This is a genomic window from Azospirillum fermentarium (genome assembly GCF_025961205.1).
GTDB classification, from domain to species: Bacteria; Pseudomonadota; Alphaproteobacteria; order Azospirillales; family Azospirillaceae; genus Azospirillum; species Azospirillum fermentarium.
Map to the genome: position 1 here is coordinate 2,187,131 of NZ_JAOQNH010000001.1, position 24,812 is coordinate 2,211,942.

Consider the following 24,812-nt stretch of genomic DNA (forward strand, 5'->3'; position numbering starts at 1 on the left):
ACCGAAGCTTCATGCTTGGCATTCACGCCACATGAGTGTATCTTTCTGGCAACATCATCGCTGCCGGAATCATGTCTCTGACACCCCAGCCGACCGCGCCGACCCCCTGGCGCCGCTTTCAGATGTGGGCCAGCCGGGTTGGGCTGGCCAAGCGGCTGGCGCTCGCCCTCAGCCTCGCCGCCATCCTTGCCGGTTTCGCCACCTATGGCGCGCTGACCGAAGCGCCGCCGTTCGGCGAGACCAGCCCGGCCACCACCACGTTCCTGCTGACGCTCGACCTTGTGCTGCTGCTGCTGCTGGGGGTGCTGATCGCCCGGCGCTTCGTGCAGATCATGATGGGCCGCCGCCGCGGGCTGGCGGGGTCCAAGCTGCATGTGCGGCTGGTGGCGATCTTCAGCCTTCTGGCCATCACGCCGGCCATCTTCATGGCGGCGTTCTCGGCGGTGTTCTTTTACGTCGGCCTGCAATCCTGGTTCAGCGACCGGGTGCGCACGGCGGTGAAGGAATCGCTGGAGGTGGCCAGCGCCTATCTGCACGAGCATCAGCAGAACATCCGCGCCGACGCGCTGGCCATGGCCAACGATCTGAACCAGGAGGCCGGCCGCATGGCCGGCGACCCCGAACGGTTCGAGCAGATCGTGGCGACCCAGGCCATGCTGCGCGCCCTGTCGGAAGCCGTGGTGTTCAACGGCACCACCGGCAAGATCGTCGCCCGTTCCGGCTTCGGCTTCACGCTCGAGTTCGAACCCATCGCCGAATCGGTGATGGATCAGGCCCGCATGGGCGAGGTGGCGCTGATCGTCAATGAATCCGGCGACCGCGTGCGCGCCCTCATCCGGCTCGACCGCTTCGTGGACACCTATCTCTACGTTGGGCGGCTGGTGGAGCCGAAGGTGCTGGCCCACATGGCCAGTGCCCAGGGCGCCGTGAAGGAATACGCCGAGCTTGAGGGCAAGCGGGGCAGCCTGCAGGTCACCTTTACGCTGATCTTCGTGGTGGTGGCGCTGCTGCTGCTGATGGCGGCGGTGTGGGCGGGCCTGCTGTTCGCCACCCGTCTGGCCCGGCCCATCAGCGCATTGATCGCCGCCGCCGAACGGGTGCGCGCCGGCGACCTGCAGGTCCGCGTGCAGGAGGCGGCGGACGAGGACGAGTTGACCCTGCTGTCCCGCGCCTTCAACCGCATGACCAGCGAGATCGAGGGGCAGCGCCGCGAGCTTCTCCAGGCCAACCATCAGATGGACCAGCGCCGCCGCTTCATCGAAACCGTGCTGGGCGGCGTGTCGGCGGGCGTCATGGGGCTGGACGCCGAGGGGGTGGTCAACCTGCCCAACCTGTCCGCCGCCCGTCTGCTGGGCGTGGACGACCCGGAGGTGCTGGTGGGCCGCCCGCTGGCCGAACTATCGCCGGAAATGGCCGAACTGCTGGGCAAGGTGCCCAAGCGCCCCGGCCGCCCGGTGCAGGAGCAGGTGCAGATCCGCCGTCCGGGCCGCGCGCCGCTGACCCTGCTGGTCCGCATCGTGGCCGAGGTGTCGGGGGGCGACGTGCGCGGCTATGTCATGACCTTCGACGACATCACCGAGCTGGTGTCGGCGCAGCGCAAGGCCGCGTGGGCCGACGTGGCCCGCCGCATCGCGCATGAGATCAAGAACCCCCTGACCCCCATCCAGTTGTCGGCGGAACGGCTGCGGCGCAAATACCTGAAGGAGATCTCCAGCGACACGGAGGTCTTCACCATGTGCACCGACACCATCGTGCGGCAGGTGGACGACATCCGCCGCATGGTGGACGAATTCTCCGCCTTCGCCCGCATGCCGCAGCCGGTGATGAAGCCGGTGAACCTCAACGACCTGATGCGGCAGGCGGTGTTCCTCCAGACCAGCGCTCACCACGGCAAGGTCCGCTTCGAGGTGGATCTGCCCGAAGGGCCGCTGACCGTGCCCTGCGACAGCCGCCAGATTTCCCAGGCGCTGACCAACCTGTTGCAGAACGCGGTGGACGCCATCGAGGGCCGCCCCGCCCCCCCCGCGGGGGAGGAACTGCCCCCCGGCCACGTCGCCGCCCGCATCACCGTCACCCCCGACCGGGTGGCGATGGTGGTGGAGGACAACGGCAAGGGGCTGCCGGGCGACGAACGGCACCGTCTGACCGAACCCTATGTGACCACGCGGGCCAAAGGCACCGGCCTCGGCCTCGCCATCGTCAAGAAGATCATGGAAGACCACGGCGGCGAAATCACCCTCGAAGACCGCGAGGGTGGCGGCGCCCGCGTCAGCCTGATCATTCCCATAGCCGACCCGGCCGGCACGGCGGCCGCCACCGGCGATAACAGTCCGGCCCAAGCCGGCGGTGAACAGAGGCAGGCAGCCCATGGCGCATGACATTCTGATCGTCGATGACGAAGCCGATATCCGCATGCTGATTGCGGGTATCCTGAACGACGAGGGCATGAAGACCCGCGAGGCCGCGGACGCCGATCAGGCATTCGCCCAGGTGGCGGCGCGGCGGCCCAGCCTCGTGGTCCTCGACATCTGGCTTCAGGGCAGCCGCCTGGACGGGCTGGGCATTCTGGAAACCCTGAAACGGGACAATCCCAACCTGCCGGTCATCATGATTTCCGGCCACGGCACCATCGAAACCGCGGTCAACGCCATCAAGGTCGGCGCCTACGACTTCATCGAGAAGCCGTTCAAGGCCGACCGCCTGATCCTGATGGTCGAACGCGCCATCGAAGCGGCCCGCCTGAAGCGCGAGAACGAGGAACTGAAGCTCCGTGCCGGCGGGGAGGTCGAGTTGATCGGCCGCTCCCCCGCCGTCAATCAGGTGCGGCAGTCCATCGACAAGGTGGCCCCCACCGGCAGCCGCGTGCTCATCACCGGTCTGGCCGGCTCGGGCAAGGAGGTGGTGGCCCGCCTGATCCACGCCCATTCCCGCCGCAACACCGGCCCGTTCGTCGGGCTGAACTGCGCCACCATGCGCCCCGACCGCCTGGAGATGGAGTTGTTCGGCACCGAGGCCGGGGTGGACGGCGGTGCCCGCAAGATCGGCACCTTCGAACAGGCCCACGGCGGCACCCTGCTGCTGGACGAGGTGGCCGACATGCCGCTGGAAACCCAGGGCAAGATCGTCCGCGCGCTGCAGGAACAGACCTTCGAGCGCGTGGGCGGCGGCAGCCGGGTGGAGGTGGACGTGCGCGTCATCGCCACCTCCAACCGCGACCTGCAGGCGGAAATCGAGCTGGGCCGCTTCCGCCAGGATCTGTTCTACCGTCTGGCCGTGGTGCCCATCCGCGTGCCGTCGCTGGCCGAACGGCGGGAGGACATCCCGCTGCTGGCCCGCCACTTCATGCAGCGCTCGTCGGAGGCCGGCGGCCTTCCCCCGCGGGAATTCGGCGAGGACGCCATGGCGGCGCTGCAGGCCTATGACTGGCCCGGCAACGTGCGCCAGTTGCGCAACGTGGTGGACTGGCTGCTCATCATGGCCCAGGGCGATCCCAAGGAGCCGATCCGCGCCGACATGCTGCCCCCGGAGATCGGCGCCATCACGCCGACGGTGCTGAAGTGGGACAAGGGCGGCGAGATCATGGGCCTGCCGCTCCGTGAAGCCCGCGAGGTGTTCGAGCGGGAATACCTGCTGGCCCAGGTGACCCGGTTCGGCGGCAACATCTCCCGCACCGCGGCGTTCGTCGGCATGGAGCGCTCGGCCCTGCACCGCAAGCTGAAGTCGCTCGGCGTGCACGGGAGCGAGAAGGGGAAGCCGTTTATCGACTGAACCACCATATTTCCCCTCTCCCCGGGGGCTACGCTATCAACATAAAAGCTGGAGAAGCGCGCGTATCCGTTGGCGAGTGTTATGGGCCCTGGGGGATCTGATTTGGGATAGCCATCCCAGCCGCCGAGGCGGGCGATAATCCACGTGGCCCATGCCGAGGCGCCCGAGGGATGAGGGTTTCTGCGGGCCGCGGTCTTGCCTTCGAGGGTTGGGAGGACCGCGGCGAGCACCTTTATCTGTGGCTCAGTAAAGGCATTTGTCCGAAAACCGGCCGAGCAACGGTAGCGTCCTGTCCATCCGTGACGTCCTCCGGCAAAGAACACCTCGAACGCAATCAGACAGCACAACGATCCGCAACCCCTTTCAGCTCATCAAGGCCAAACCAGCCATAAAACTGCATGTGTTGATAGCGTAGCCCCGGCGGGAGAGGGGAAAGAAGGCGCCGAAACCCGTCAAATCAGCTTCTTCACCGGCTTCACCGGACGCTTCTTCGTGGTGATGATGTTGGAATTCACCCCGATGCGCCCGATTTCGCCGAACAGGCGCTGGTATTCGATCTTGGGGCAGCGGTCCATCACCACGCGCAGGCCGGCGGCCTCGGCCCGGCGGGCGGCGGCGTCATTGCGCACGCCCAGTTGCAGCCACACCACCTTGGCGCCGATGGCGATGGCCTCGTCCACCACGCCGCCCGCGGCCTCGCTGTTGCGGAAGACGTCCACCATGTCCGGCGGCGCCGGCAGGTCGGACAGCGACGCATAGACCCGGTTGCCCAAAATCTCCTTCCCCGCCTGTCCGGGGTTGATGGGAATGATGGTGTAGCCCTTTTCCCCCAGGTACTTCATGACGAAGTGGCTGGCGCGCAGCGGGTTGTCGGAGGCGCCGACCACCGCGATGCTGCGCACGTCCTCCAGCACGCCTTGCAGATAGGCGTCGCTGTAGGAGTCGTGATCCACCGGCCCGCTCATCGCCCGCACCACACGGGATGGCGCTTTCCCAGGAAGGCGTCGATGCCCTCCGCCGCGTCCTCGGTCATCATGTTGCGGGTCATCACCGCGGCGGCGTAGGCATAGGCGTCCTCCAGCCCCATGTCGATCTGGCGGTAGAAGGCTTCCTTGCCGATGGCCAGCGTCAGGGGGGATTTGGCGGCGATGCGCCCGGCGGCGGCGGCCACCGCGGCGTCAAGCTCCGCCGGGGCCACCGCGCGGTTGAGCAGGCCGATGCGCACCGCCTCGTCCGCCGGGATCATCTCGCCCAGCAGCAGCATCTCCATGGCGGCCTTGCGCCCCACGGCCCGGCTCAGCGCCACCATGGGGGTGGAGCAGAACAGGCCGATGTTCACCCCCGGCGTGGCGAACCGCGCGTCCGCCGCGCCATAGGCCAGATCGCAGGTGGCGACCAGCTGGCACCCGGCGGCGGTGGCGATGCCATGAACCCGCGCGATGACCGGCTGGGGCAGGGTGGTGATGGCCATCATCAGACGCGAGCAGGTGGTGAACACCGCCTCGTACGCCTCTTGGGCCGGGCTGGCGCGCATCTCCTTCAGGTCGTGGCCGGCGCAGAAGGCCGGGCCGGCGCCGGCCAGAACCACCGCGCGCACCGAGGCGTCGGTGCGGATGGCGTCCAGCGCGTCCAGCAGCGCCGTCATCAGTCCCATGGACAGGGCGTTGCGGGCCTGGGGCCGGTTCATGGTCAGCGTGGCGATGCCGTCCCGGTCCTCGCGCAGCAGCAGCAGCGGCGCCGCCGCCTGATCCGTTGCGGTCATGGAATGCGTCCTCTCCCCCATGCGGGCCGCTGGTCCGGCCCTGGTGTTCGGTGTGGTTCTTGCTGCCGACTGTACCGCGCCGGCCCTGCGGCGGGAACCCGTCCGTTCCGCCGACGGCCCCATGCACACATCCCCTTTGTGGTATGAATGATACAACACGCAGAAAATTGATGATTCTCATCGGGTCACAAAACCCTTCGGGTGCAATGGATTGTGGCGCCGGCTGGGCCGTTCGGTCATCATTTCGCTGTCCCGGTCACCGGGGGCGTTGAGGATCGACAAGAGGCGGATCGTGGGGCCTGAAACGGGCGGCAAGGGTGGGATGGGCGCACAAAATCCGCCGGTGGAATGGGCGTCGGTCTTTGCCGAAAGCCCCGTGGCCCTGTGCATCGTCGGCCCCGGCGGCGGGGTCGTCGCGGCCAACGCCGCCTTTGCCGCCCTGACCGGGCGGGACGAGGGGGCAATGGCCGGGCGGCCTCTCGACATTCTCATGCCCTTCGACGGTGCCGCCGGGGACGCCCCGCTGCCGGATCTGCCGCAGGCGGGGAAGGGGGCGGCGTTTCTGCTGCGCCCCGACGGCGAACAGCGCGACGTGACCTATACCGTGGCGCCGCTGCCCGACGGCAACCGGGTGGTGACGCTGGCCGACGTCACCGACGACCGCTGTTTCATCTGCAAGGTGTTTTCCAGCCGCGACAAGTTCCGCACCGCCATCGACGACCAGTCGGAGCTGATCGTGCGCTTCCTGCCCGACCTGTCGGTGACGCTGGCCAACCGCGAATTCGCGGGCCTGTGGGGGGTGGTGCCCCGCGACCTGATCGGCGAGCCGGTGACCGATTACCTGCCCCCCGACAGCGTGCGGGGAACGCAGGCGTTCGTCCGCAGCGCCACCCCCGCCGACCCGTCCCAATCCAGCGAGGAGGCGTGGCCGCAACCCGACGGCACCACCCGCTGGGTGACGTGGCGGCGGCTGGCGCTGTTCGGGCGCGACGGGGTGCTGACCGCGGTGCAGACCGTCGGCCGTGACACCACCGCCCGCCGCCGGGCCGAGGACGAGCGCGTCCGGCTGGCCGGCATGGTCAACCGCAGCCCGGTGGTGGGGCTGGCGTGGCGGATGACGGGCGATTGGCCGGTGGATTACGTGACCGAGAACGCGGGCCGGTGCCTGCACCTGAACCGCACCGCCCTGCGCGAGGGACGGGTGGGGGTGCGCGGCCTGATCCATCCCGAGAGCCGCGCCGCCTTCGTGGCCTGGGCCGAGGCGTGCCCGCCCGCGGGCGGGCTGTGGCAGACGGCGGTTCGTCTCCTCCCCCATGACGGGCGGGAACGCTGGGTGTCGGTCAGCGCCTGGTGGGCCGGCGAAGGCCGCATGGAGGCGGTGATGTTGGACATCACCGAACAGCGCACCGCCAGCCAGGCGCTGTCGGAACGCAAGCGCCGGTTCCGCGCCATCTTCGACCATGTGGCGAGCTTCATCGGCCTGCTCGACACCGACGGCGTTCTGCTGGAGGCCAACGTCACCTCGTTGCGCCACATCGGCAAAAATCCCGAGGAGGTGTGCGGCCGCCCGTTCTGGGAGACTCCGTGGTGGACCCACGATCCCGCCGCCCAGATGCGGCTGAAGGCCGGAATCGCACGGGCGGCAGCGGGGCAGATGGTGCGGTTCGAAACCACCCATCCCGGCCCTGACGGGCGGCGGATGAGTGTGGATTTCTCCCTGCGCCCTATTTTCGACGACAACGGCGCCGTGGTGCTGATCGTGCCGGAGGGGCACGACATCACCGACCTGAAGGCCACCGAGGCCGCCCTGGTCGCCGCCAAGCGGGAGGCGGAGGCGGCCAACCGCTCCAAGACCCATTTCCTGGCCGTGGTCAGCCACGAACTGCGCACGCCGCTGAACGCCATCCTGGGCTATTCGGAGGTGATGGAGGCCGAAATGTTCGGCCCCGTGGGCAACGACCGCTACCGCGGCTATGTCGGCGCCATCCACTCCTCGGGCCGGCACCTGCTGGGGCTGATCGACGATATCCTGGAGGTGTCGCGCATCGAGCTGGGTGTCCTGACCCTGACCGACGAGATGGTGGACGTGGCCGAGCTGCTGGCCCGTACCGGCCACATCCTGTCCAACCGCGCCGCCGACGCCGGGGTGGTGCTGGGCATCGAAACCGTGCCCGGTCTGCCGCGGCTGCGCTGCGACATCCGGCGGGTCATGCAGATGCTGGTCAACGTCGGCTACAACAGCATCAAGTTCACCCCGGCCGGCGGGACCGTGCGTGTCCATGCCGCCTTCGATCCCGGCCGGGGGCTGACCATCACCGTGGCCGACACCGGCGCCGGCATCCCGGCGGAGGATCTGGACCGGGTGTGGGAACCCTTCAGCCAGGCGGGCTCCCCCGACGTGCGGGCCGCCGGCGGGGTCGGGCTGGGGCTGACCATCACCAGGGCGCTGATGGAAGCCCACGAAGGCACCATCGCCCTGAGCAGCGCCGTGGGGCAGGGGACCACCGTGACCCTGACCTTCCCTGCCTTTCGTTGTGTTGCGCACGGCGGCCCCGCCCCCGCATGATGATGGGCCATTCCCAAAACGTCATGACGAGGAACCATGTCCGGCCAATCCGCCATTTCCATCCCCGACCTGGAAGCGTTGATCCGTGAGGGCGTGCCGCTGGTGGGCGGTTTCGGCGTCACGGTGGAGGAGCTGGTGGCGGGCCGCGTGCGGATGCGCATGCCGTACAAGGACGATTTCGTCCGCCCCGGCGGCACCGTCACCGGACCGGCCATGTTCGGGCTGGCCGACGTGGCGCTGTACGGCGCGGTGCTCAGCCTGATCGGGCGGGTGGAACTGGCCGTCACCACCAGCATGACCATCAACTTCCTGCGCCGCCCAGCCCCCGCCGGAATCACCGCCGAGGCGCGCATCCTGAAATGCGGCAAGCGGCTGGCCTATGGCGAGGTTCTGGTCTTTTCCGACGATTCCGCCGAACCCGTGGCGCACGCCACCGGCACCTATTCGATTCCGCCCCACGACCCGGTCTCGCTCGCGGTTTCTGGATACCGCGATTCCGAAGAAGGCTGAAAAATCTTGTGATATCAGTGGCTTTCTGATTGCGGTAAAATAATACCACTCCAGCAAGACCTTGATATCACGCTGAAATTTTTCCATTGACAGGGCGCCGTCCAATCCGTAGAACCAGCCCCGCTTCGGTGCCCCGATCCGGGCGGCGCGCCGAAACCCTTTTGATAATTGAGTCAAGGCGATGAAGACCTTCAATCTGAAGCCGTCCGATATCGAGAAGAAGTGGTACGTCGTCGATGCCGACGGCGTCATTCTCGGCCGGCTCGCCAGCATTCTGGCGAACATGCTGCGCGGCAAGCACAAGCCCACCTTCACCCCTCACATGGATTGCGGTGATCACATCATCGTCATCAATGCCGAGAAGGTGAAGCTGACCGGCAACAAGCGCCGCGATGACATCTTCTACTGGCACACCGGCTATCCGGGCGGCATCAAGGGCCGTTCGAAGGGCCAGATCCTGGACGGCAAGTACCCGGAACGTGTGATCACCAAGGCCGTGGAGCGCATGGTTCCGCGCGGTCCGCTGGGCCGCCGCCAGATGACGCACCTGAAGGTTTACGCGGGCGCCGTGCACCCTCACGATGCGCAGCAGCCCGAAGTTTTGGACATCGCCGCGGCGAACCCGAAGAATAAGCGGAGCGCGTAATCCCATGGCTCAGGTCACCACCACCCTCAGCAGCCTGAAGGATCTTCCGGGCGCCGGTGCGGCCGCGGAAACCGTGGAATCCGCTGAACCCAAGATCGACCAGTACGGCCGTTCGTACGCCACCGGCAAGCGCAAGGACGCCGTGGCCCGCGTGTGGATCAAGCGCGGTTCGGGCAAGGTCGAGGTCAATGGCCGCGACGTGACGGTGTATTTCGCCCGTCCCGTGCTGCGCATGATCCTGAACCAGCCGTTCCAGATCACCGATCGGGAAGGCCAGTTCGACGTGTACTGCACCGTCACCGGCGGCGGTCTGTCGGGCCAGGCCGGTGCCGTCCGTCACGGCATCTCCAAGGCGCTGACCTACTTCGAGCCGGCTCTGCGCGGCACGCTGAAGGCCGCCGGCTTCCTGACCCGCGATGCCCGCGTCGTTGAACGTAAGAAGTACGGCCGCGCCAAGGCCCGCCGCAGCTTCCAGTTCTCGAAGCGCTAAACCGCGCGCGGTCCCGGACTTTCTGCTATACAAGGAAGGGGGCGTCCCACGCGGGACGCCCCCTTTCTCGTGTTCACAACCTTCTCCCTCCCTCCGGCCTCGCTCATTCAGAGGACAGATACATGGGCACTCCCTCCGTCACCCCTGTTCGGATCGGCATTCTGGGCGCCAGCGGCTACACCGGCGCCGAACTCATCCGCCTCCTGCTGCGTCATCCTGCGGCGGAGCTGTGCGTGCTGACCGCCGAGCGACAGGCCGGCAAGCCGATGGCCGAGGTGTTCCCCCATCTGGGCGGTTATGACCTGCCCGGTCTGGTGAAGATCGAAGAGGTCAACTGGGACAAGCTGGACGTGGTGTTCTGCGCCCTGCCGCACGGCACCACCCAGGAAATCGTCGCCGGCATCCCCCATTCCATCAAGGTGGTGGACCTGTCCGCCGACTTCCGCCTGTCCGACCCTGCGGCTTACGCCGAATGGTACGGCCACGAGCACCGGGCGGTGGAGCTGCAGAAGGAGGTCGCCTACGGCCTGACCGAGTTGAACCGCCAGGGCGTGCGCAAGGCGCGGGTGGTGGCGAATCCGGGCTGCTACCCCACCTGTTCGCTGCTGCCGCTGCTGCCGCTGCTGCTGGACGGGCTGATCGAGCCGGGCGGGATCGTCATCGACGCCAAGTCGGGCGTGTCGGGCGCCGGGCGCGACGCCAAGCAGGCCAACCTGTTCACCGAGGTGTCGGAGGGCTTCAACGCCTATGGCGTCGGCTATCACCGCCACATGCCGGAAATCGAACAGGAACTGCGGCTGGCGGCGGGCCGCCCGGTCACCGTGTCGTTCACCCCCCATCTGGTGCCCATGAACCGCGGCATGCTCGCCACCATCTATGTGAAGATGGCCGAGGATGTGACCGCCGACGACCTGCGCGCCACGTTGGCCGAGCGTTACGCCGACGAACCCTTCGTCACCGTGACCCCGGCGGGGGTGATGCCGGCGACCCGCCACGTGGCCGGCTCCAACCATTGCCGCATCGGCGTGGTGGCCGACCGTGTTCCGCGCGGCGCCATCATCGTGTCGGTGATCGACAATCTGGTGAAGGGTGCCTCGGGCCAGGCCATCCAGAACATGAACGTCATGCTGGGCCTGGGCGAAACCACCGGCCTGGATCAGGTGGCGCTGTTCCCTTAAAGCCGTCCCCCTGCTATCCCCCTCTCCCCGCCGGGGAGAGGGCCGGGGTGAGGGCCGGTTTTCGCGCGAAAGCCCGAAAACCGAGCCGCAAGGCTCTCCAAATCACCCATACTCCCCCCTTTCCCCGGTGGGGAAGGGGCGTCAGACCGGAGACACCTCATGAGCGGCCTCATTCTTCCCCACAAGGGCGTTGTGCCCACCATCGCCCCCACCACCTTCATCGCCCAGACCGCCACCGTGATCGGCGACGTCCACATCGGGGCGGACACCGGCATCTGGTATGGCTGCGTCGTGCGGGGCGATGTGAATGAAATCCGCATCGGTGCCCGCACCAACATCCAGGACGGCACCATCATCCACGTGGCGGCCAAGGGGCAGGGCACCTACATCGGCGACGGCATCACCGTGGGCCACATGGCGCTGCTGCACGCCTGCACGCTGGAAGACAATTGCTTCATCGGCATGAAGGCCTGCGTCATGGACGGGGCCTATGTGGAGAGCGGGGCCATGGTCGCCGCCGGCGCGCTGGTCACGCCGGGCAAGCGGGTGAAGAGTGGGCAGTTGTGGGCCGGGTCTCCCGCCCGTCCGATCCGTGAACTGACCGAGCAGGACTTGGCCTATTTCCCTGTATCCGCGGCTCAATACGCCGACCTGGCCGCCGAATATCGCGGGGGATAAAAGTAAACGTCAAAGGACAGGGCCATTCCTATGACCTTGGTCCTGACTCATGATTATTGGAGGATGCGCGGTACAGCTTACGGTCTATGGTCGGGAACATTTTCCGATCCTATCTGTTCCTCTGAACACAAGCTGGGGCGTTGCCTTGCCTGGAAGCCCAACACCGAAGGAGGCTTTCACGGGCAGCGTTCAGAGGGATGGGACAGGATTTTTCAAGGAGACCGACATGAAGACCCGTATTCTGAATGGGCTGGCGGCAGCGGCTCTGGTGGCCGGCGGTCTGGCGTTGGCGATGCCGGCTCAGGCGGCGGAAGACACCGTGTGGTGCAACCCGGTCATCGGGTGGGGCAACACGCCGGTGCGGACGGCCAGCGGCGGCTATGCCATTCACCAGGGCAGCTACCCGTGCCCGCCGACGGCAGTGTCCACTCCGGCGGCCATGTCGACGCTGCAGCCCGAATATCTGGTCTTCTTCGACTGGGACAAGTCGAACATCACCCCGGCGGCTGACAAGGTTCTGGCCGACATCATGACGGCGCTGAACCGCAACCAGTCCGCCCGCATCCAGGTGGTCGGCCACACCGACACCTCGGGTTCGCCGCAGTACAACCAGGGTCTGTCGGTGCGCCGTGCGGAAGCCATCCGCAACGCGCTGGTCGCCAAGGGCGTGCCCGCCGGCTCGATCACCACCGAGGGCCGCGGCGAGAGCCAGTTGCTGGTGCAGACCGGCCCGAACGTGCGCGAACCGTCCAACCGCCGCGGCCAGATCATCCCGCGCGTGGCCGGCCCGACCTCGTAACCATCATTTTTCCGCGAAAAAGCCCCGGAGAGCCACGCTCTCCGGGGCTTTTCTTTGGGGGAGGGGCGGGCCGGTGGTTGTGACGCCGGTGGCATCCGCCACAGAAACGGATTGCGGGATTCGTCATACGAATGTACGATTCGCCATCCCCGCCTTCTTGGACCCGCGGGGTGCCAAGCGGCCGAACGGGTGGGCGGCAACCCTCCCGTCCGGCCTGACCACAATCCGCTACCGCTTAAGGAAAACCGGACTATGGCTGACGCCGACGATAACACAACCGTAACCGTATCCCGCCGTTCTTTCTTAGGGGCCGCCACGGCGGCCCCGGTTGCCGCGGTGGGGGAGGGGTTATCCCCCGACGCCGCCCTGCGCCGCGCCTGGACACAGGCCGCCTATGACGCCGCCGCCCTGCGCCGCGACGCCAACCGCCTGCGCACGGCCCTGACCCGCCGCATCGGCCCCGCGCCGTGACGCTGGGGATGGTGCAGCTTCCCGACGGCCAGACCTTCCCCATCCAGATTTCCACCACCAACGAGTTCTACCGCCTCCTGCGCCTGATCCCGGTGCCCGACCAGCCGGCGCTGCAGGCGGCCTTCCCCGCGGTTCAGGACGCGGTATCCGCCATAAAGAAACGCTGGGACACCGAAGCCGCCCGCTGCGGCCTCCCCACCCTGGACCACCACGCCAACGCCGCCCACGACCGCGCGAAATCCCTGCTGGCACGGTTGCTGCCGGCGGTGGAAAACGCGTAGGGGTTGGGTGTATGCGCTTCCCCCGTCACTACTCCGGGAGTGGCGGAGAGGGCGTTATGGTGCCGCCGGCCGGTTCCCCTCCCCGAGCACTTCCGATCAGCCATGAAACAGAATGGGCTTCGCCCGATCGGCCTGATTATCTGGGACGTATCATCCCGGAATGTTATCTTGCTACAGTGCGAGTACAGGGATCCTTTGCCCGCCCTCTAAGTTGGAGCGGATGCCGTGAAATTGTCGGAACTCCTACCGGTCGCCCACCTGCAAAGGATTTGCGAGGAATTCACCGCCCTGACTGGTGCCGTGACCGCTATCCTTGATCTTGAGGGAAACATCCTCGTCGCCACCGGTTGGCAGGATATCTGCACACGGTTCCACCGTGTCCATCCGGGCACCGCGTCCCGGTGCCATGAAAGCGACACCGTGCTGGCGGCCAGCCTCGATCAGGGTCAGCCCTACAATGTCTATAAATGCCGTAACGGTTTGGTTGACGTTGCCATGCCGATCGTCGTCAAGGGTCAGCATATCGGCAACTTCTTCACCGGACAGTTCTTCTTCGACCCGCCCGACGACGAGGCTTTCCGGGCCCAGGCCCGCCAATTCGGCTTCCCTGAAGAGGGTTACCTTGCCGCCCTGAAGCGGGTTCCGGTTTTTTCGGAGGACCGGGTGCGGCTGATGATGGGCTTCTTCACCCTCGTCACCAACATGATCGCCAGCATGAGCATCGCCAACGAGGAGTTGCGCTTGCAGGGCGAGGAACTGGCCCGCACCAACACCGCCCTGGCAGCCGAGGTGGCCGAGCGCAAGCGTGCCGAGGAGGAGCTTCAGCGCGCCCACGACGAGCTGGAGGAGCGGGTGTTCGAGCGTACCCGGTCGTTGCGCGACGCCTTGGCCACGCTGGAGCGCCATCAAGACGAGTTGCGCGTCGCCAAGGAGACCGCTGAAAGCGCCAATCGGGCCAAGTCCGATTTCCTGTCGTCCATGAGCCACGAACTGCGCACGCCCCTGAACGCCATCCTGGGTTTTGCCCAGATCCTGGACAGCCCCTTGTCGGCGCCGCTCGACGACAAACAGCGCTTCCGCGTTCAGCAGATCATGAAGGGCGGCAATCACCTGCTCAGCCTGATCAACGAGGTGCTCGATCTGGCCCGCATCGAGAGCGGCGTGCTGTCTCTGTCGGTCGAACCCATTGAAACCAAGGCGCTGATGACCGAGGTGCTGGAACTGACCCGCGCCTTCCCCACGCGCTGCAACATGGCGGTCCAAGACTGGAACGTGGCCGACAACCTGGCCGAACGGGTGCGTGCGGACTACATGCGCTTGAAGCAAGTGCTGCTCAATCTGACCTCCAACGCGGTGAAGTACAATCGCGCCGGCGGCACCGTTCACTTGGCCGCGGAAGCGGGCAGCGGGGGCTCGGTGCGCTTCGTGGTCCGTGATGACGGCCCGGGTATTCCGCCTGAGAAACACCCCCTGCTTTTCCAGCCGTTCAACCGGCTGGGCGCCGAAACCACCGAAATCGAGGGCACCGGCGTTGGCCTGACCATCACCAAGCGCATGGTGGAAGCCATGGACGGCCGCATCGGTTTCGAGACCGAGGTGGGGCGTGGCACCACCTTCTGGGTGGAGGTGCCGGCCAGCCAGGATCCCTTGGCCGCCCCGCCGGATACGGTCGAGGATAAGGCGCGCGATGCAATGCGCATCGCTGCTGCCGGCGTCCCCCGCAGGCTGCTCTATGTGGAGGACAATCCGGCTAACCTCCAGCTCATGCGCGAGTTGGTCGCCGAGTTACCCGGCTTCACCCTGGCCTCGGCGCCCACCGCAGAGATCGGCATCGAGGTGGCGGCGATGACCCAGCCCGACGTCATCGTGCTCGACGTCAACCTGCCCGGCATGAACGGCATCGAGGCATTGGGCCTGCTCAAGGCCGACCCCAGAACCAGCCGCATCCCGGTCATCGCCCTGTCTGCCAACGTCAACCCCAGCGTCATCCGGCGGGGGGTGGAGGCGGGCTTCCTGCACTACCTCGCCAAGCCACTCGACATCAGCTTGTTTCTGCGCATCGTCGCGGAATTGTGCTCCGGCCCGCCGGCCTGAACGGGCGTTGCCCCGGCTGGGCGGACACCATCCGGCCTTGCGCGCGGAGGTGTTGACCGATGCCAACTCCTCCCGTCTCCCCAAAAACACCGAACGCGGCGCACCTTCCCAGGTGCGCTGCGTTGCGGGTAAACCAAGCCGTCCCGTCCCCCCTCCACCGGAGAGGGGACGCACACGGGGTCAGACCAGACGGGCCTTGACGTACGAGCCGGGGGCCTCGTCCAGGGCCGGGAGGCCGCCGTTGGACGGGTCGCGGGCCGGGACGGTGCCTTCGGAATACTGCGACACCCACGCCTGCCAGTCGGTCCACCACGAACCCGGTGCCTGGGCCGTGTCCTTCAGCCAGGCTTCCGGGTCCTTCGGCAGCGCCTCGTTGGTCCAGTAGCAGTACTTGCCCGCCGACGGCGGGTTGATCACGCCGGCGATGTGGCCGGAGGCCGCCAGCACGAACTTCACCGGGCCGGAGAAGAGCTGCGTGCCGGCATAGGTGGACTTCCACGGGGCGATGTGGTCTTCGCGGGCCGACAGGAAGTACGCCGGGGTCTTCACGTTGCGCAGGTCGATGGGAACACCGGCCAGCGTCACGCCGCCCGGCTGCTGCAACAGGTTCTTCTGGTACATGTTGCGCAGGTAGAAGCTGTGCATCGCCGCCGGCATCCGCGTCGAATCGCTGTTCCAGTACAGCAGGTCGAACGGGAACGGATCCTTGCCCAGCAGGTAGTTGTTCACCACGAACGACCAGATCAGGTCGTTGGCGCGCAGCATGTTGAACGTCGTCGCCATCTCGGAACCGTCGAGATAGCCGCGCTCGCTCATCTTGCCTTCGATGTAGTTGAGCTGTTCCTCGTCGATGAAGACCGACAGCTCGCCCGCCTCGGCGAAGTCCAGCATGGTGGTGAAGAAGGTGGCCGACGCGATGCGCTCGTCACCCTTCGCCGCCATGTACGCCAGCGTGGCGGCCAGCAGGGTGCCGCCCAGGCAATAGCCCACGGCGTTCACGCTGTCCTCGCCGGTGGCAATCTTGATCTGATCCAGGGCGGCCAGCGGCCCCTCGATCATGTAATCCTCGAAGCTCTTCTTCGCCAGCCGCTCGTCGGGGTTGACCCACGACAGCACGAAGACGGTGTGGCCCTGGTCCACCGCCCACTTGATGTAGCTGTTCTTTTCGCGCAGATCGAGGATGTAGAACTTGTTGATCCACGGCGGCACGATCATCAGCGGGCGCTTGGCCACGTCGGGCGTGGTCGGCGTGTACTGAAGAAGCTGGATCAGGTCGTTCTGGAACACCACCTTGCCCGGCGTCACGGCAATGTTCTTGCCCACCTGGAAGGCGTCGTAGTCGGTCATGGAGATGCGCAGCTCGCCCTTGCCGCGCTCCAGGTCCTTCAGCAGATGCTCCAGCCCCTTGACCAGGTTTTCACCGCCGGTCTCGATGGTGGTGCGCAGCACCTCCGGGTTGGTCATCACGAAGTTGGAGGGCGCCATGGCGTCCACGAACTGGCGGGTGTAGAAATCCACCTTCTTCGCGGTCTGGTCCGGCAGCCCCTCGACCTCGCTCACGGTGGACTGCATCCACCGGGCCGACAGCAGGTACGACTGCTTGATGAAGTCGAACAGGGTGTTCTCGTCCCACGCCGAATCCTTGAAGCGGCGGTCGTCCTTGGCCGGGCTGATCACCGGGGCCGCTTCCTGGCCCAGCAGACGCTGGGTGGTGCGCTGCCACAGGGTCAGGTAATCCTGCCACAGGGTCATCTGCGCCTTCATCAGCTTCGCCGGATCGGCCATCATGCGGGCCGTCATCTCCAGGAAGGCGTGCCCGATGCCCATGGGGTCGGGGTTGGCGGCGGTGGTCTTGCCGTCAGCCGCCTGGCGTGCCAGGAAATCAGTGACCAGCTTCTGGCTCTGCTCGGCAATGCGGGTCATCGCACGCGACAGCTCCACAGGGTCGGGGAGCTTGACGTCAGGGGCCTGTTGTTCGGCCATGTTTAGGTCCTTTGATTCCAGTTTGGACTTCAGGTGGGACGTACTCAGGTTTATACAAAGCCGTATGGTTTTGGAAACGGCTTCCTGCACCAAACACCGGGAAAGGTGTGCGCTGCGACAATTCATAGCGCTTTCGTATGAAGGTTTGATGGAATGCCGCACCGAAAAGTCATAAGACGCCGCCCCCTGCGGCAAAATGGAGATGTGGGAATGACCGTCATAGGTATGCCAGGGCGAGGCCGCCGTCTGGCGATTCTGGCTATGACCGCCGGTGCGGCTGCTTTGGGCGGGTGCAGCCCCCAGATCCAGGATGTTGGTTTGGCAAACTATGTCTTTGGCGAGCGGCGCACCGATCCTCCTTCGCCCATCCAGGCCATGACGGGGAAGGAAACCGCCTATCCCAATCTGGCGACCGTCCCGCCGCGGCCCACGAACCTCACCACCCAAGCCCAGCGCGACGCCCAGATGAAGGCGCTGGAGGATCACCGCGCCCGCAACCGTCTGGCCGCCGACGCGCTGGAGGAAAAGGCGCAGACCCTGCCACCGCCGCTGCCGCCGCAGACGTTGCCGGAGCCGATGGCGGTCCCGCCGCCGCCGCGCATCAGGGAAGGCGGGTGATCCGGTCCGGGGGCGGGGCGGGCGGCGGAACGTCCGCCCGCCGCCGGGCGGTTCTTTGAATACTTTTGTGCATAGTGTTCCCGGCATCATATTTTATAATATTTCTTCCGATGACAGGGTAAAATTGCCTTTTTTACCTTCGTGCGTTGCTTTCCGAATCATCGGATGGTGCGCGCGGAGGGGATTTTCATGAATAAAATTATGCCTCAAATCGAGCATGTCGTTTATTACATGCTTGAAAATCGCTCTTTTGACAATCTTTTGGGTTGGTTGTACGACGACAACAAAAAACCATCACGAATCATTGCCAATCCAAAACAGCAAGATGACCCCTTTCACGGTTTGAAGGAGAATACATACTATAATTGTTTTGCCCATGATCCGGTGAAACATTATGTCAGCCGGGGAACCGGCGGGCATATGGACATCCCAAACCCCGATCCCAACGAACCTTTTCTCGACGTCAACGAGCAGATTTTCGGGAAGTTCTACACGGAAGCACCGCCCGACGGCACGCAGGCCACCATGAGCGGCTTCCTGAGCAACTACAACGGGGCGTTCAAGGGGTTCGCCGGGGTTCTGTGCGATCAGGGCGACACCGTTTTTTCCACCATCGCCAAGCTGCTGGGCAAGGATTTCCCCTTCGTCTGCCAGAAGCTGACGAAGGAGGAGGCGTTGCCCATCCTCAACACCTACGCCCCGGAGGAAGTGCCGGTGATGAACGAACTGGCCCGGCATTTCGCCGTGTCGGACCTGTGGTTCAGTTCGGTACCGACCCAGACCATGGCTAACCGGGCCTTTTCGGTGTGCGGCACCTCCTGCGGGCTGGTGGACAATCACGGCAAGCTGCTGGGGCTGGTGCCGGGTGCCTATGATGCGCTCAGCATCTGGGATGTGCTGTCCGCCCACGGCTATGCATCCCCCGACGACTGGATGATCTATTTCCAGGATAAGGAGGAATGGCACTGGTGCCTGACGCAGCAGGCGTTCAGCATTCCCGATTCCGCCAATCATCTGAAGCACATCGACCATTTCTTCGCGGCGGTGGAGGCGGGGACGCTGCCGTCCTTCTCGTACCTGGAGCCGGCGTGGTTCGGCGCACATCTGACCAACAACGGCAACAGCTATCACCCGCCGTCCGATCTGGTGCCCGGCGAGGAATTCCTGCTGAAGCTGTATGACAAGCTGACGGCCAATCCCGAGCTGTGGTCCAAGACTCTGCTGATCATCAGCTTCGACGAGCACGGCGGCACCTATGACCACGTGGCCCCGCCGTGGGGGGCGGTTCCGCCGTGGGGTGACGGCGAGCCGCCCGCCCGCCTTGAGCACGAGTTCAAGTTCAACCGTTTCGGCATCCGGGTGCCGACCATCATGGTGTCCCCGTGGATCGACGAGGGGGTGGTGTTCCGCTCGCCCACCGACGTGCCGTTCGACCATACCTCGTTGATCGCCACCCTGCTCAAATGGAAGGGCATCGACCCCAAGGACGTTGGCATGGGCCAGCGGGTCGCCAACGCCCCCACCTTTGAAAGCGTGCTGACCCGTCAGACACCGCGCACCGACCACCCGGTCCTGGCGCTGGCCCCCGCGGCAGCGGCGTGGCTGGCGAACCCGCCGTCCCCGGCGGACACCCCGCCCACGCCGATGCAGTTCAAGATGCTGCCGAACCTGCTGCTGCATCTGGCCGGGCGGAAGCTCACCGAACTGGAAATGATCGAGGCGATGGTGGAGGTGCTGAAGGGCGCCAGATCCGCCCAGGATCTGTTCGCCAACATCGAAAAATTCCGCGCCAGGCACGCCGGATAACAGGATTGGCGGGGAGGGGGGCTGTGCCCATGGCCCTCTCCCGCCTTCCGTCACGCGAAGAGCGCGCTGGGGGCGGTGACGGCGTGTTCCTTCAGGATCGCTTCCGACACCGCCGACACCTCCACAAGCTGGACCTCGTAGCCCCACAGGTTGGCAATGTGGCGCAGCACCGCCTTGGCGTCGTTCTCGTCCAGCAGCACGCCGTTGGTCACCCGGTGGTGCAGGATCAGCTTGCGGTCGCCGGCCAGGTCCACGTCCACGATCTGGATGTCGGGTTCCAGATAGGCCAGATCGTACTGGCGCGCCAGCATCCGGCGCAGGTTGCGGTAGCCGCGTTCGTTGTGGATGTGCTCGACGATCAGGTTGGGGTCTTCGGCGTCGTCGCGCACGGCAAACAGCTTCATGGTCCGCATCAGGTGCGGGCTGAGGTACTGCAACACGAAGCTCTCGTCGCGGAAATTGGCCCAGGCGTCGCGCAGCGCGCCGATGCCGTCGCCGCGCCCGGCCAGATCGGGGAACCATTCCCGGTCCTCGTCGGTGGGGTTCTCGGCGATGCGCTGGATGTCCTGCATCATGGCGAAGCCCAGCGCATAGGGGTTGATGCCCGAAAAGCGCTGGTCGTCGAAATCGGGCTGGAAGACCACGCTGGTGTGGGAATGCAGGAATTCCAGCATCGCCCCGTCGCTGATAAGCCCCTTTTGGTGCAGACGGTTCATGATGGTGTAGTGGGTGTAGGTGGCACACCCCTCGTTCATCAGCTTGGTCTGCTTCTGGGGGTAGAAATACTGGGCGATGTGTCGGACGATGCGCAGGATTTCCCGCTGCCAATGCTCCAACCGCGGCGCCTTTTTCTCCAGGAAATAGAGGATGTTCTCTTCCGGCAGGCCGAGAAGCTTCTTGCGCTCGCTCAGCGTGCGCGACGGCGGGCGGCCGCCGGCGGCCGGCTTGGGCACCGTGCGCCACAGGTCGTTGAAGGTCTCTTCCTCGTACTGCTGGCGGTTCTGCTCGCGCCGGCGCTCCTCGCGCAGGTCAAGGGGGCGCTTCTTGGGGTATTTGTGCACGCCCTGGGTCATCAGCGCGTGGGCGGCGTCCAGCACCCGCTCGACGGCGGCAAGGCCGTAGCGCTCCTCGCACTGGCCGATGTAGGATTTGGCGAATTCCAGATAGTCCAGAATACCTTTGGCGTCGGTCCATTGCTGGAAAAGCTGGTTGTTCTTGAAGAAGTGGTTGTGGCCGAATGCCGCGTGCGCGATCACCAGCGTCTGCATCGTCATGGTATTTTCTTCCATGATGTAGCTGATGCAGGGGCTGGAATTGATGACGATCTCGTACGCAAGCCCGCGGTATCCCTTTCGGTACAGCATCTCGTCGCGGGCGAAATGCTTGCCGAACGACCAGTGGCGGTACATCAGCGGCATGCCGATGGACGAATAGGCGTCGAGCATCTGCTCGGCCGTGATGACCTCGATCTGGTTGGGATAGACGTTCAGGCCCATGTCGTTGACGGCGATGTCCTCCACCGCGTCATAGACCCGCTTGATCTTGTCGTAATCCCAATCGGCCCCGTCGTAGAGGAGGCCCGCCGGCTTCGAAAGGACCGTGGTCATGCTGTCTCCTTGATAACGGCAACGGGTCAGGCGCCAACCTTGTCCTTGGCGAACAGGTCGCGGAAGACGGGGTAGATCTCCCGCCGCGACCGCACGCGCCGCATGGCAAGGGGGAGGGTGGGGGCCTGCACGATCTTATAGGTGCGCCACAGTTCGGTTTCCCGGCCCAGCGCCGACAGGCCCATGTTGTGTTCCGCCGCCACCTCGATATAGGCGAAGTACTGGCACATGGGCAGGATGACGTCGCGCAGCAGGGTGGCCGACTTGGCGTTGTCCGACGACATGTTGTCGCCGTCCGATGCCTGTGCCGCGTAGATGTTCCATTCCTGGTCGGGGTAGCGCTCGCGCACGATGCGCTGCATCTCTTCCAGGGCCGTGGACACCACGGTGCCGCCGGTTTCGGTGGAATAGAAGAAGGTCTGCTCATCCACCTCCTTCGCTTCGTGGGTGTGGCGGATGAAGACGATATCGACCGAGCGGTAACGGCGCTTGAGGAACAGGTAGAGCAGCATGAAGAACCGCTTGGCGAGATCCTTCATGTGCTCGGTCATCGATCCCGACACGTCCATCAGGCAGAACATCACCGCCTGCGCGATGGGCTTGGGCACCGTTTCGAACCGGTTGTAGCGCACGTCGATGGGGTCGATGAAGGGGATGCGCTTGGACCGGCTGCTCTGGCGGGCGTAGCGTTCGCGCAGCTCCTCCAGCAGGGCGGGGTCGCCCTCCTTGGCCTCCAGTTCGGCGATTTCCCGTTCCAGGTCGAACAGCTCGTCCACCTTGGGCCGGTGCAGGGCGATCCGCCGGCTCAGGCTGTTGCGCATGGTGCGGACGAGGTTCAGGTTCGACGGCGATCCCGTCACCGAATAGCCGGCCCGCGTCAGCGAATGGGATTCCGATTGCTTCACCCGCTGCTTGACCAGATCGGGAAGCTCCAGATCCTCCAGGAAGATGTCGAGGAATTCCTCCCGCGACAGGACGAAGCGGAAATCGTCCTCGCCCTCGCCGTCGGGGCTGCCCTCGTTGCCGCCGCCGCCCCCGCCGCCGGGCGGGCGGGCGATGGTGTCCTTTTCCACGAACTCCTTGTTGCCCGGGACCACATAGTCCCGGATTCCGCCCGATTGGGCACGGTGGAACGAGGGCTCCCGCACGCCGCCGGCCGAGATGGTGATCTTGTCACCGTTCTCGATGTCCTGGATGCCGCGCTTGGAGGAGGCTTCGCGGACGGCCTTGACCACCTGTTCCTTGGCACGGCGCAGGAACCGCTGGCGGTTGGCCAGGCTCTTGCCCTGCGGGTTGCGGCGGCGGTCGATGATGTTCATCAATGGAAAGCCCTCGTTTCCGTGGTCCCTTGAGGCGTCCCGTGCCGGGTTATCCGGCCTGCTTCACCCGCATGTACCATTCGACCAGACGGCGGACCTGCCGTTCCGTATAGCCGCGGGACATCATGCGCGTGACGAACTCGTTGTGCTTCTTCTCGGTCTCGCCGTCCTTCTTGGACCCGAAGGAGATCACCGGCAGGAGATCCTCCACCTGGGAGAACATCCGCTTTTCGATCACCTCGCGGATCTTTTCATAGGACGTCCACGACGGGTTGCGGCCACCGTTGTTCGCCCGTGCGCGGAGCGCGAATTTCACCACCTCGTTGCGGAAGTCCTTGGGGTTGGCGATGCCCGCGGGCTTCTCGACCTTGGTCAGTTCCTGGTTCAGCAGTTCGCGGTTCATCAACTGGCCGGTGTCGGGATCCTTGAAATCCTGATCCTCGATCCACGCATCGGCATAATCGACATAGCGGTCGAACAGGTTCTGTCCATAGTCGTGATAGGATTCCAGATAGGCTTTCTGGATCTCGTTACCAATGAATTCGGCGTAGCGCGGGCCGAGGTCGGCCTTGATGAACTCCAGATAGCGCTTCTCCGTCTCCTCGGGGAATTGTTCGCGCTTGATCGACTGCTCCAGGATGTACATCAGGTGCACGGGATCGGCGGCGATCTCGCTGGAGTCATAATTGTAGGTGGCGGCCAGCACCTTGAAGGCGAAACGGGTGGAGATGCCGTCCATGCCCTCGTCCACGCCCGCCTGATCGCGGTATTCCTGCATGGACTTGGCCTTGGGGTCGGTCTCCTTCAGGCTTTCGCCGTTGTAGACGCGCATCTTGGAATAAAGGCTGGAGTTCGGGTGGTCGCGCAGGCGCGACAGCACCGAGAACCGCGCCAGCATTTCCAGCGTCGCCGGGGCGCACGGCTCCTGCGACAGGTCGGACCCCTGGATCAGCTTCTCATAGATGTGCTGCTCCTCGTCCACCCGCAGGCAATAGGGCACCTTGATGACGCAGATGCGGTCGATGAAGGCCTCGTTGTTCTTGTTGTTCTTGAACGACTGCCATTCCGCCTCGTTCGAGTGGGCCAGGATCACGCCCTGGAACGGGATGGCGCCAATGTTCTCCGACCCCACATAGTTGCCCTCCTGCGTCGCGGTCAGCAGGGGGTGCAGCATCTTGATGGGGGCTTTGAACATTTCGACGAATTCCAGCAGCCCCTGGGTGGCCCGGTTCAGGCCGCCGGAGAAGGAATAGGCGTCGGGGTCGTTCTGGCTGAACATCTCCAGTTTGCGGATATCGACCTTGCCCACCAGCGACGAGATGTCCTGGTTGTTCTCGTCGCCCGGTTCGGTCTTGGTCACGCAGATCTGGCGCAGCTTGCTGGGGTGCAGCTTCACCACCCGGAAGCGGGAGAGGTCGCCGTTGAACTCGTCGAGCCGCTTGACGGCCCACGGGCTCATCAGCCCGGTCAGGCGGCGGCGGGGAATGCCGTAGCGCTCCTCCAGCATGTCGCCCATCTCGTCGGGGTTGAACAGGCCGAGCGGGCTTTCGAAAACGGGGGAGATTTCCTTGCCCGCCTTCAAAACATAGATGGGGCACTTTTCGGTCAGGCTTTTCAGCCGTTCGGCGAGCGAGGATTTGCCGCCGCCCACCGGGCCCAGCAGATAGAGGATCTGCTTGCGCTCCTCCAGGCCCTGGGCCGCGTGGCGGAAGAAGCCGACGATGCGTTCGATCGTCTCTTCCATCCCGAAGAAATCGGCGAAGGCCGGGTAGATCTTGATGGTTCGGTTCATGAAGATGCGCCCGATCCGCGCATCCTTGGCCGTATCCACGAGCCTCGGCTCGCCGATGGCGGCCAGAAGCCGTTCGGCGGCCGAGGAATACATCATCGGATCGTCGCGGCAGCCTTCAAGGTACTCCATGAGGGTCATTTCGTGTTCACGACGCCCCTCATAGCTCTGTGCGTAACGGGAAAAGATGTCTTCGGCCGGGAACATGCGTCGCTCCGTCTGATCAATCCCAAGGATACGCCGTGATGCTGCTGCCCATCGGCGCAGGCGGCGCGCGGCTGGATGGGCCGGCAAGCGCCGGGCAGGGTCCGGACAGGCCCCACCGCCCGTGCGTCACCGGACGAAAGGTGCGTGTGCCCGCCCGGCGCAAACCGGGGCGGTGCGGCGGCCGTTCAGGGCCACCGATAAGGAATGTAATGCCTAGCCTAGGGCTTTCCAGCCGTGCCA

Annotated in this window: 20 protein-coding genes; 14 read left to right on the forward strand and 6 right to left on the reverse strand. The window is 65.3% G+C overall.

What is annotated here, in order from left to right; genetic code table 11:
* Positions 1–71: 71 nt before the first annotated feature.
* Both M2352_RS10405 and ntrX read left to right on the forward strand, forming a co-directional pair.
* A complete protein-coding gene (locus tag M2352_RS10405; protein WP_264664420.1) occupies positions 72–2,378 on the forward strand; it encodes a sensor histidine kinase NtrY-like in 2,307 nt (768 codons plus the stop codon).
* Positions 2,368–3,768 carry a nitrogen assimilation response regulator NtrX gene (ntrX, locus tag M2352_RS10410; protein ID WP_264664421.1) on the forward strand — a complete coding sequence of 467 codons (1,401 nt, stop codon included), beginning with the start codon at positions 2,368–2,370 and terminating at the stop codon, positions 3,766–3,768. The genes M2352_RS10405 and ntrX overlap by 11 nt, the downstream gene beginning before the upstream one ends.
* 452 nt (positions 3,769–4,220) lie before the next feature.
* Here the strand turns inward: ntrX and M2352_RS10415 are convergent, their stop codons facing one another.
* Positions 4,221–4,733 carry a CoA-binding protein gene (locus M2352_RS10415; RefSeq protein ID WP_264664422.1) on the reverse strand — a complete coding sequence of 171 codons (513 nt, stop codon included), beginning with the start codon at positions 4,731–4,733 and terminating at the stop codon, positions 4,221–4,223.
* Positions 4,730–5,530 carry an enoyl-CoA hydratase gene (locus tag M2352_RS10420; protein ID WP_264664423.1) on the reverse strand — a complete coding sequence of 267 codons (801 nt, stop codon included), beginning with the start codon at positions 5,528–5,530 and terminating at the stop codon, positions 4,730–4,732. Before M2352_RS10420 ends, M2352_RS10415 begins: the two co-directional genes overlap by 4 nt.
* Positions 5,531–5,852: 322 nt before the next feature.
* Between M2352_RS10420 and M2352_RS10425 the strand changes: the two genes are divergently transcribed.
* The 10 genes from M2352_RS10425 (at position 5,853) to M2352_RS10470 (ending at position 15,243) form a co-directional block, all read left to right on the forward strand.
* Positions 5,853–8,096: a PAS domain-containing sensor histidine kinase gene (locus M2352_RS10425; protein WP_264664424.1), complete on the forward strand. Its 2,244-nt coding sequence runs from the start codon at positions 5,853–5,855 to the stop codon at positions 8,094–8,096.
* A 36-nt stretch (positions 8,097–8,132) separates the two neighbouring features.
* Positions 8,133–8,606: a PaaI family thioesterase gene (locus M2352_RS10430; RefSeq protein WP_264664425.1), complete on the forward strand. Its 474-nt coding sequence runs from the start codon at positions 8,133–8,135 to the stop codon at positions 8,604–8,606.
* Positions 8,607–8,787: 181 nt separating this feature from the next.
* Positions 8,788–9,252 carry a 50S ribosomal protein L13 gene (gene rplM, locus M2352_RS10435; RefSeq protein ID WP_264664426.1) on the forward strand — a complete coding sequence of 155 codons (465 nt, stop codon included), beginning with the start codon at positions 8,788–8,790 and terminating at the stop codon, positions 9,250–9,252.
* Between the two features lie 4 nt (positions 9,253–9,256).
* Complete coding sequence (rpsI, locus tag M2352_RS10440) at positions 9,257–9,742, forward strand: 30S ribosomal protein S9 (RefSeq protein WP_264664427.1); 486 nt, start codon at positions 9,257–9,259, stop codon at positions 9,740–9,742.
* A 122-nt stretch (positions 9,743–9,864) separates the two neighbouring features.
* The gene (argC, locus tag M2352_RS10445; protein WP_264664428.1) at positions 9,865–10,920 is read left to right on the forward strand and encodes an N-acetyl-gamma-glutamyl-phosphate reductase; all 1,056 of its coding nucleotides are present in this window, start codon (positions 9,865–9,867) and stop codon (positions 10,918–10,920) included.
* A gap of 159 nt (positions 10,921–11,079) precedes the next feature.
* A complete protein-coding gene (locus M2352_RS10450; RefSeq protein ID WP_264664429.1) occupies positions 11,080–11,598 on the forward strand; it encodes a gamma carbonic anhydrase family protein in 519 nt (172 codons plus the stop codon).
* 226 nt (positions 11,599–11,824) lie between these two features.
* On the forward strand, positions 11,825–12,397 hold the full coding sequence (locus tag M2352_RS10455; protein WP_264664430.1) for an OmpA family protein: 573 nt from the start codon (positions 11,825–11,827) through the stop codon (positions 12,395–12,397).
* 252 nt (positions 12,398–12,649) lie between these two features.
* Positions 12,650–12,868: a twin-arginine translocation signal domain-containing protein gene (locus M2352_RS10460; RefSeq protein WP_264664431.1), complete on the forward strand. Its 219-nt coding sequence runs from the start codon at positions 12,650–12,652 to the stop codon at positions 12,866–12,868.
* On the forward strand, positions 12,865–13,149 hold the full coding sequence (locus M2352_RS10465) for a hypothetical protein (protein ID WP_264664432.1): 285 nt from the start codon (positions 12,865–12,867) through the stop codon (positions 13,147–13,149). Before M2352_RS10460 ends, M2352_RS10465 begins: the two co-directional genes overlap by 4 nt.
* Before the next feature lie 300 nt (positions 13,150–13,449).
* Positions 13,450–15,243 (forward strand): PocR ligand-binding domain-containing protein, encoded by a 1,794-nt coding sequence (locus M2352_RS10470; protein WP_264665334.1) that lies wholly within the window; start codon positions 13,450–13,452, stop codon positions 15,241–15,243.
* Positions 15,244–15,423: 180 nt separating this feature from the next.
* On the opposite strand, the gene M2352_RS10475 is transcribed toward M2352_RS10470, so the two are convergent.
* The gene (locus M2352_RS10475; protein ID WP_264664433.1) at positions 15,424–17,226 is read right to left on the reverse strand and encodes a PHA/PHB synthase family protein; all 1,803 of its coding nucleotides are present in this window, start codon (positions 17,224–17,226) and stop codon (positions 15,424–15,426) included.
* A gap of 318 nt (positions 17,227–17,544) precedes the next feature.
* Between M2352_RS10475 and M2352_RS10480 the strand changes: the two genes are divergently transcribed.
* Both M2352_RS10480 and M2352_RS10485 read left to right on the forward strand, forming a co-directional pair.
* Positions 17,545–17,844 carry a hypothetical protein gene (locus tag M2352_RS10480; RefSeq protein WP_264664434.1) on the forward strand — a complete coding sequence of 100 codons (300 nt, stop codon included), beginning with the start codon at positions 17,545–17,547 and terminating at the stop codon, positions 17,842–17,844.
* A 201-nt stretch (positions 17,845–18,045) separates the two neighbouring features.
* Positions 18,046–19,650, forward strand: a complete 1,605-nt coding sequence (locus M2352_RS10485) for an alkaline phosphatase family protein (RefSeq protein ID WP_264664435.1) — start codon at positions 18,046–18,048, stop codon at positions 19,648–19,650.
* Between the two features lie 50 nt (positions 19,651–19,700).
* On the opposite strand, the gene M2352_RS10490 is transcribed toward M2352_RS10485, so the two are convergent.
* Genes M2352_RS10490 through M2352_RS10500 form a run of 3 tightly spaced genes read right to left on the reverse strand, consistent with a single transcriptional unit; the run spans position 19,701 to position 24,572 of the window.
* Entirely contained in the window at positions 19,701–21,257 is a 1,557-nt protein-coding gene (locus tag M2352_RS10490) for a SpoVR family protein (RefSeq protein WP_264664436.1), read from the reverse strand.
* A gap of 26 nt (positions 21,258–21,283) precedes the next feature.
* A complete protein-coding gene (locus tag M2352_RS10495; RefSeq protein ID WP_264664437.1) occupies positions 21,284–22,576 on the reverse strand; it encodes a YeaH/YhbH family protein in 1,293 nt (430 codons plus the stop codon).
* Positions 22,577–22,625: 49 nt separating this feature from the next.
* Entirely contained in the window at positions 22,626–24,572 is a 1,947-nt protein-coding gene (locus M2352_RS10500) for a PrkA family serine protein kinase (RefSeq protein ID WP_264664438.1), read from the reverse strand.
* Positions 24,573–24,812: the final 240 nt, after the last annotated feature.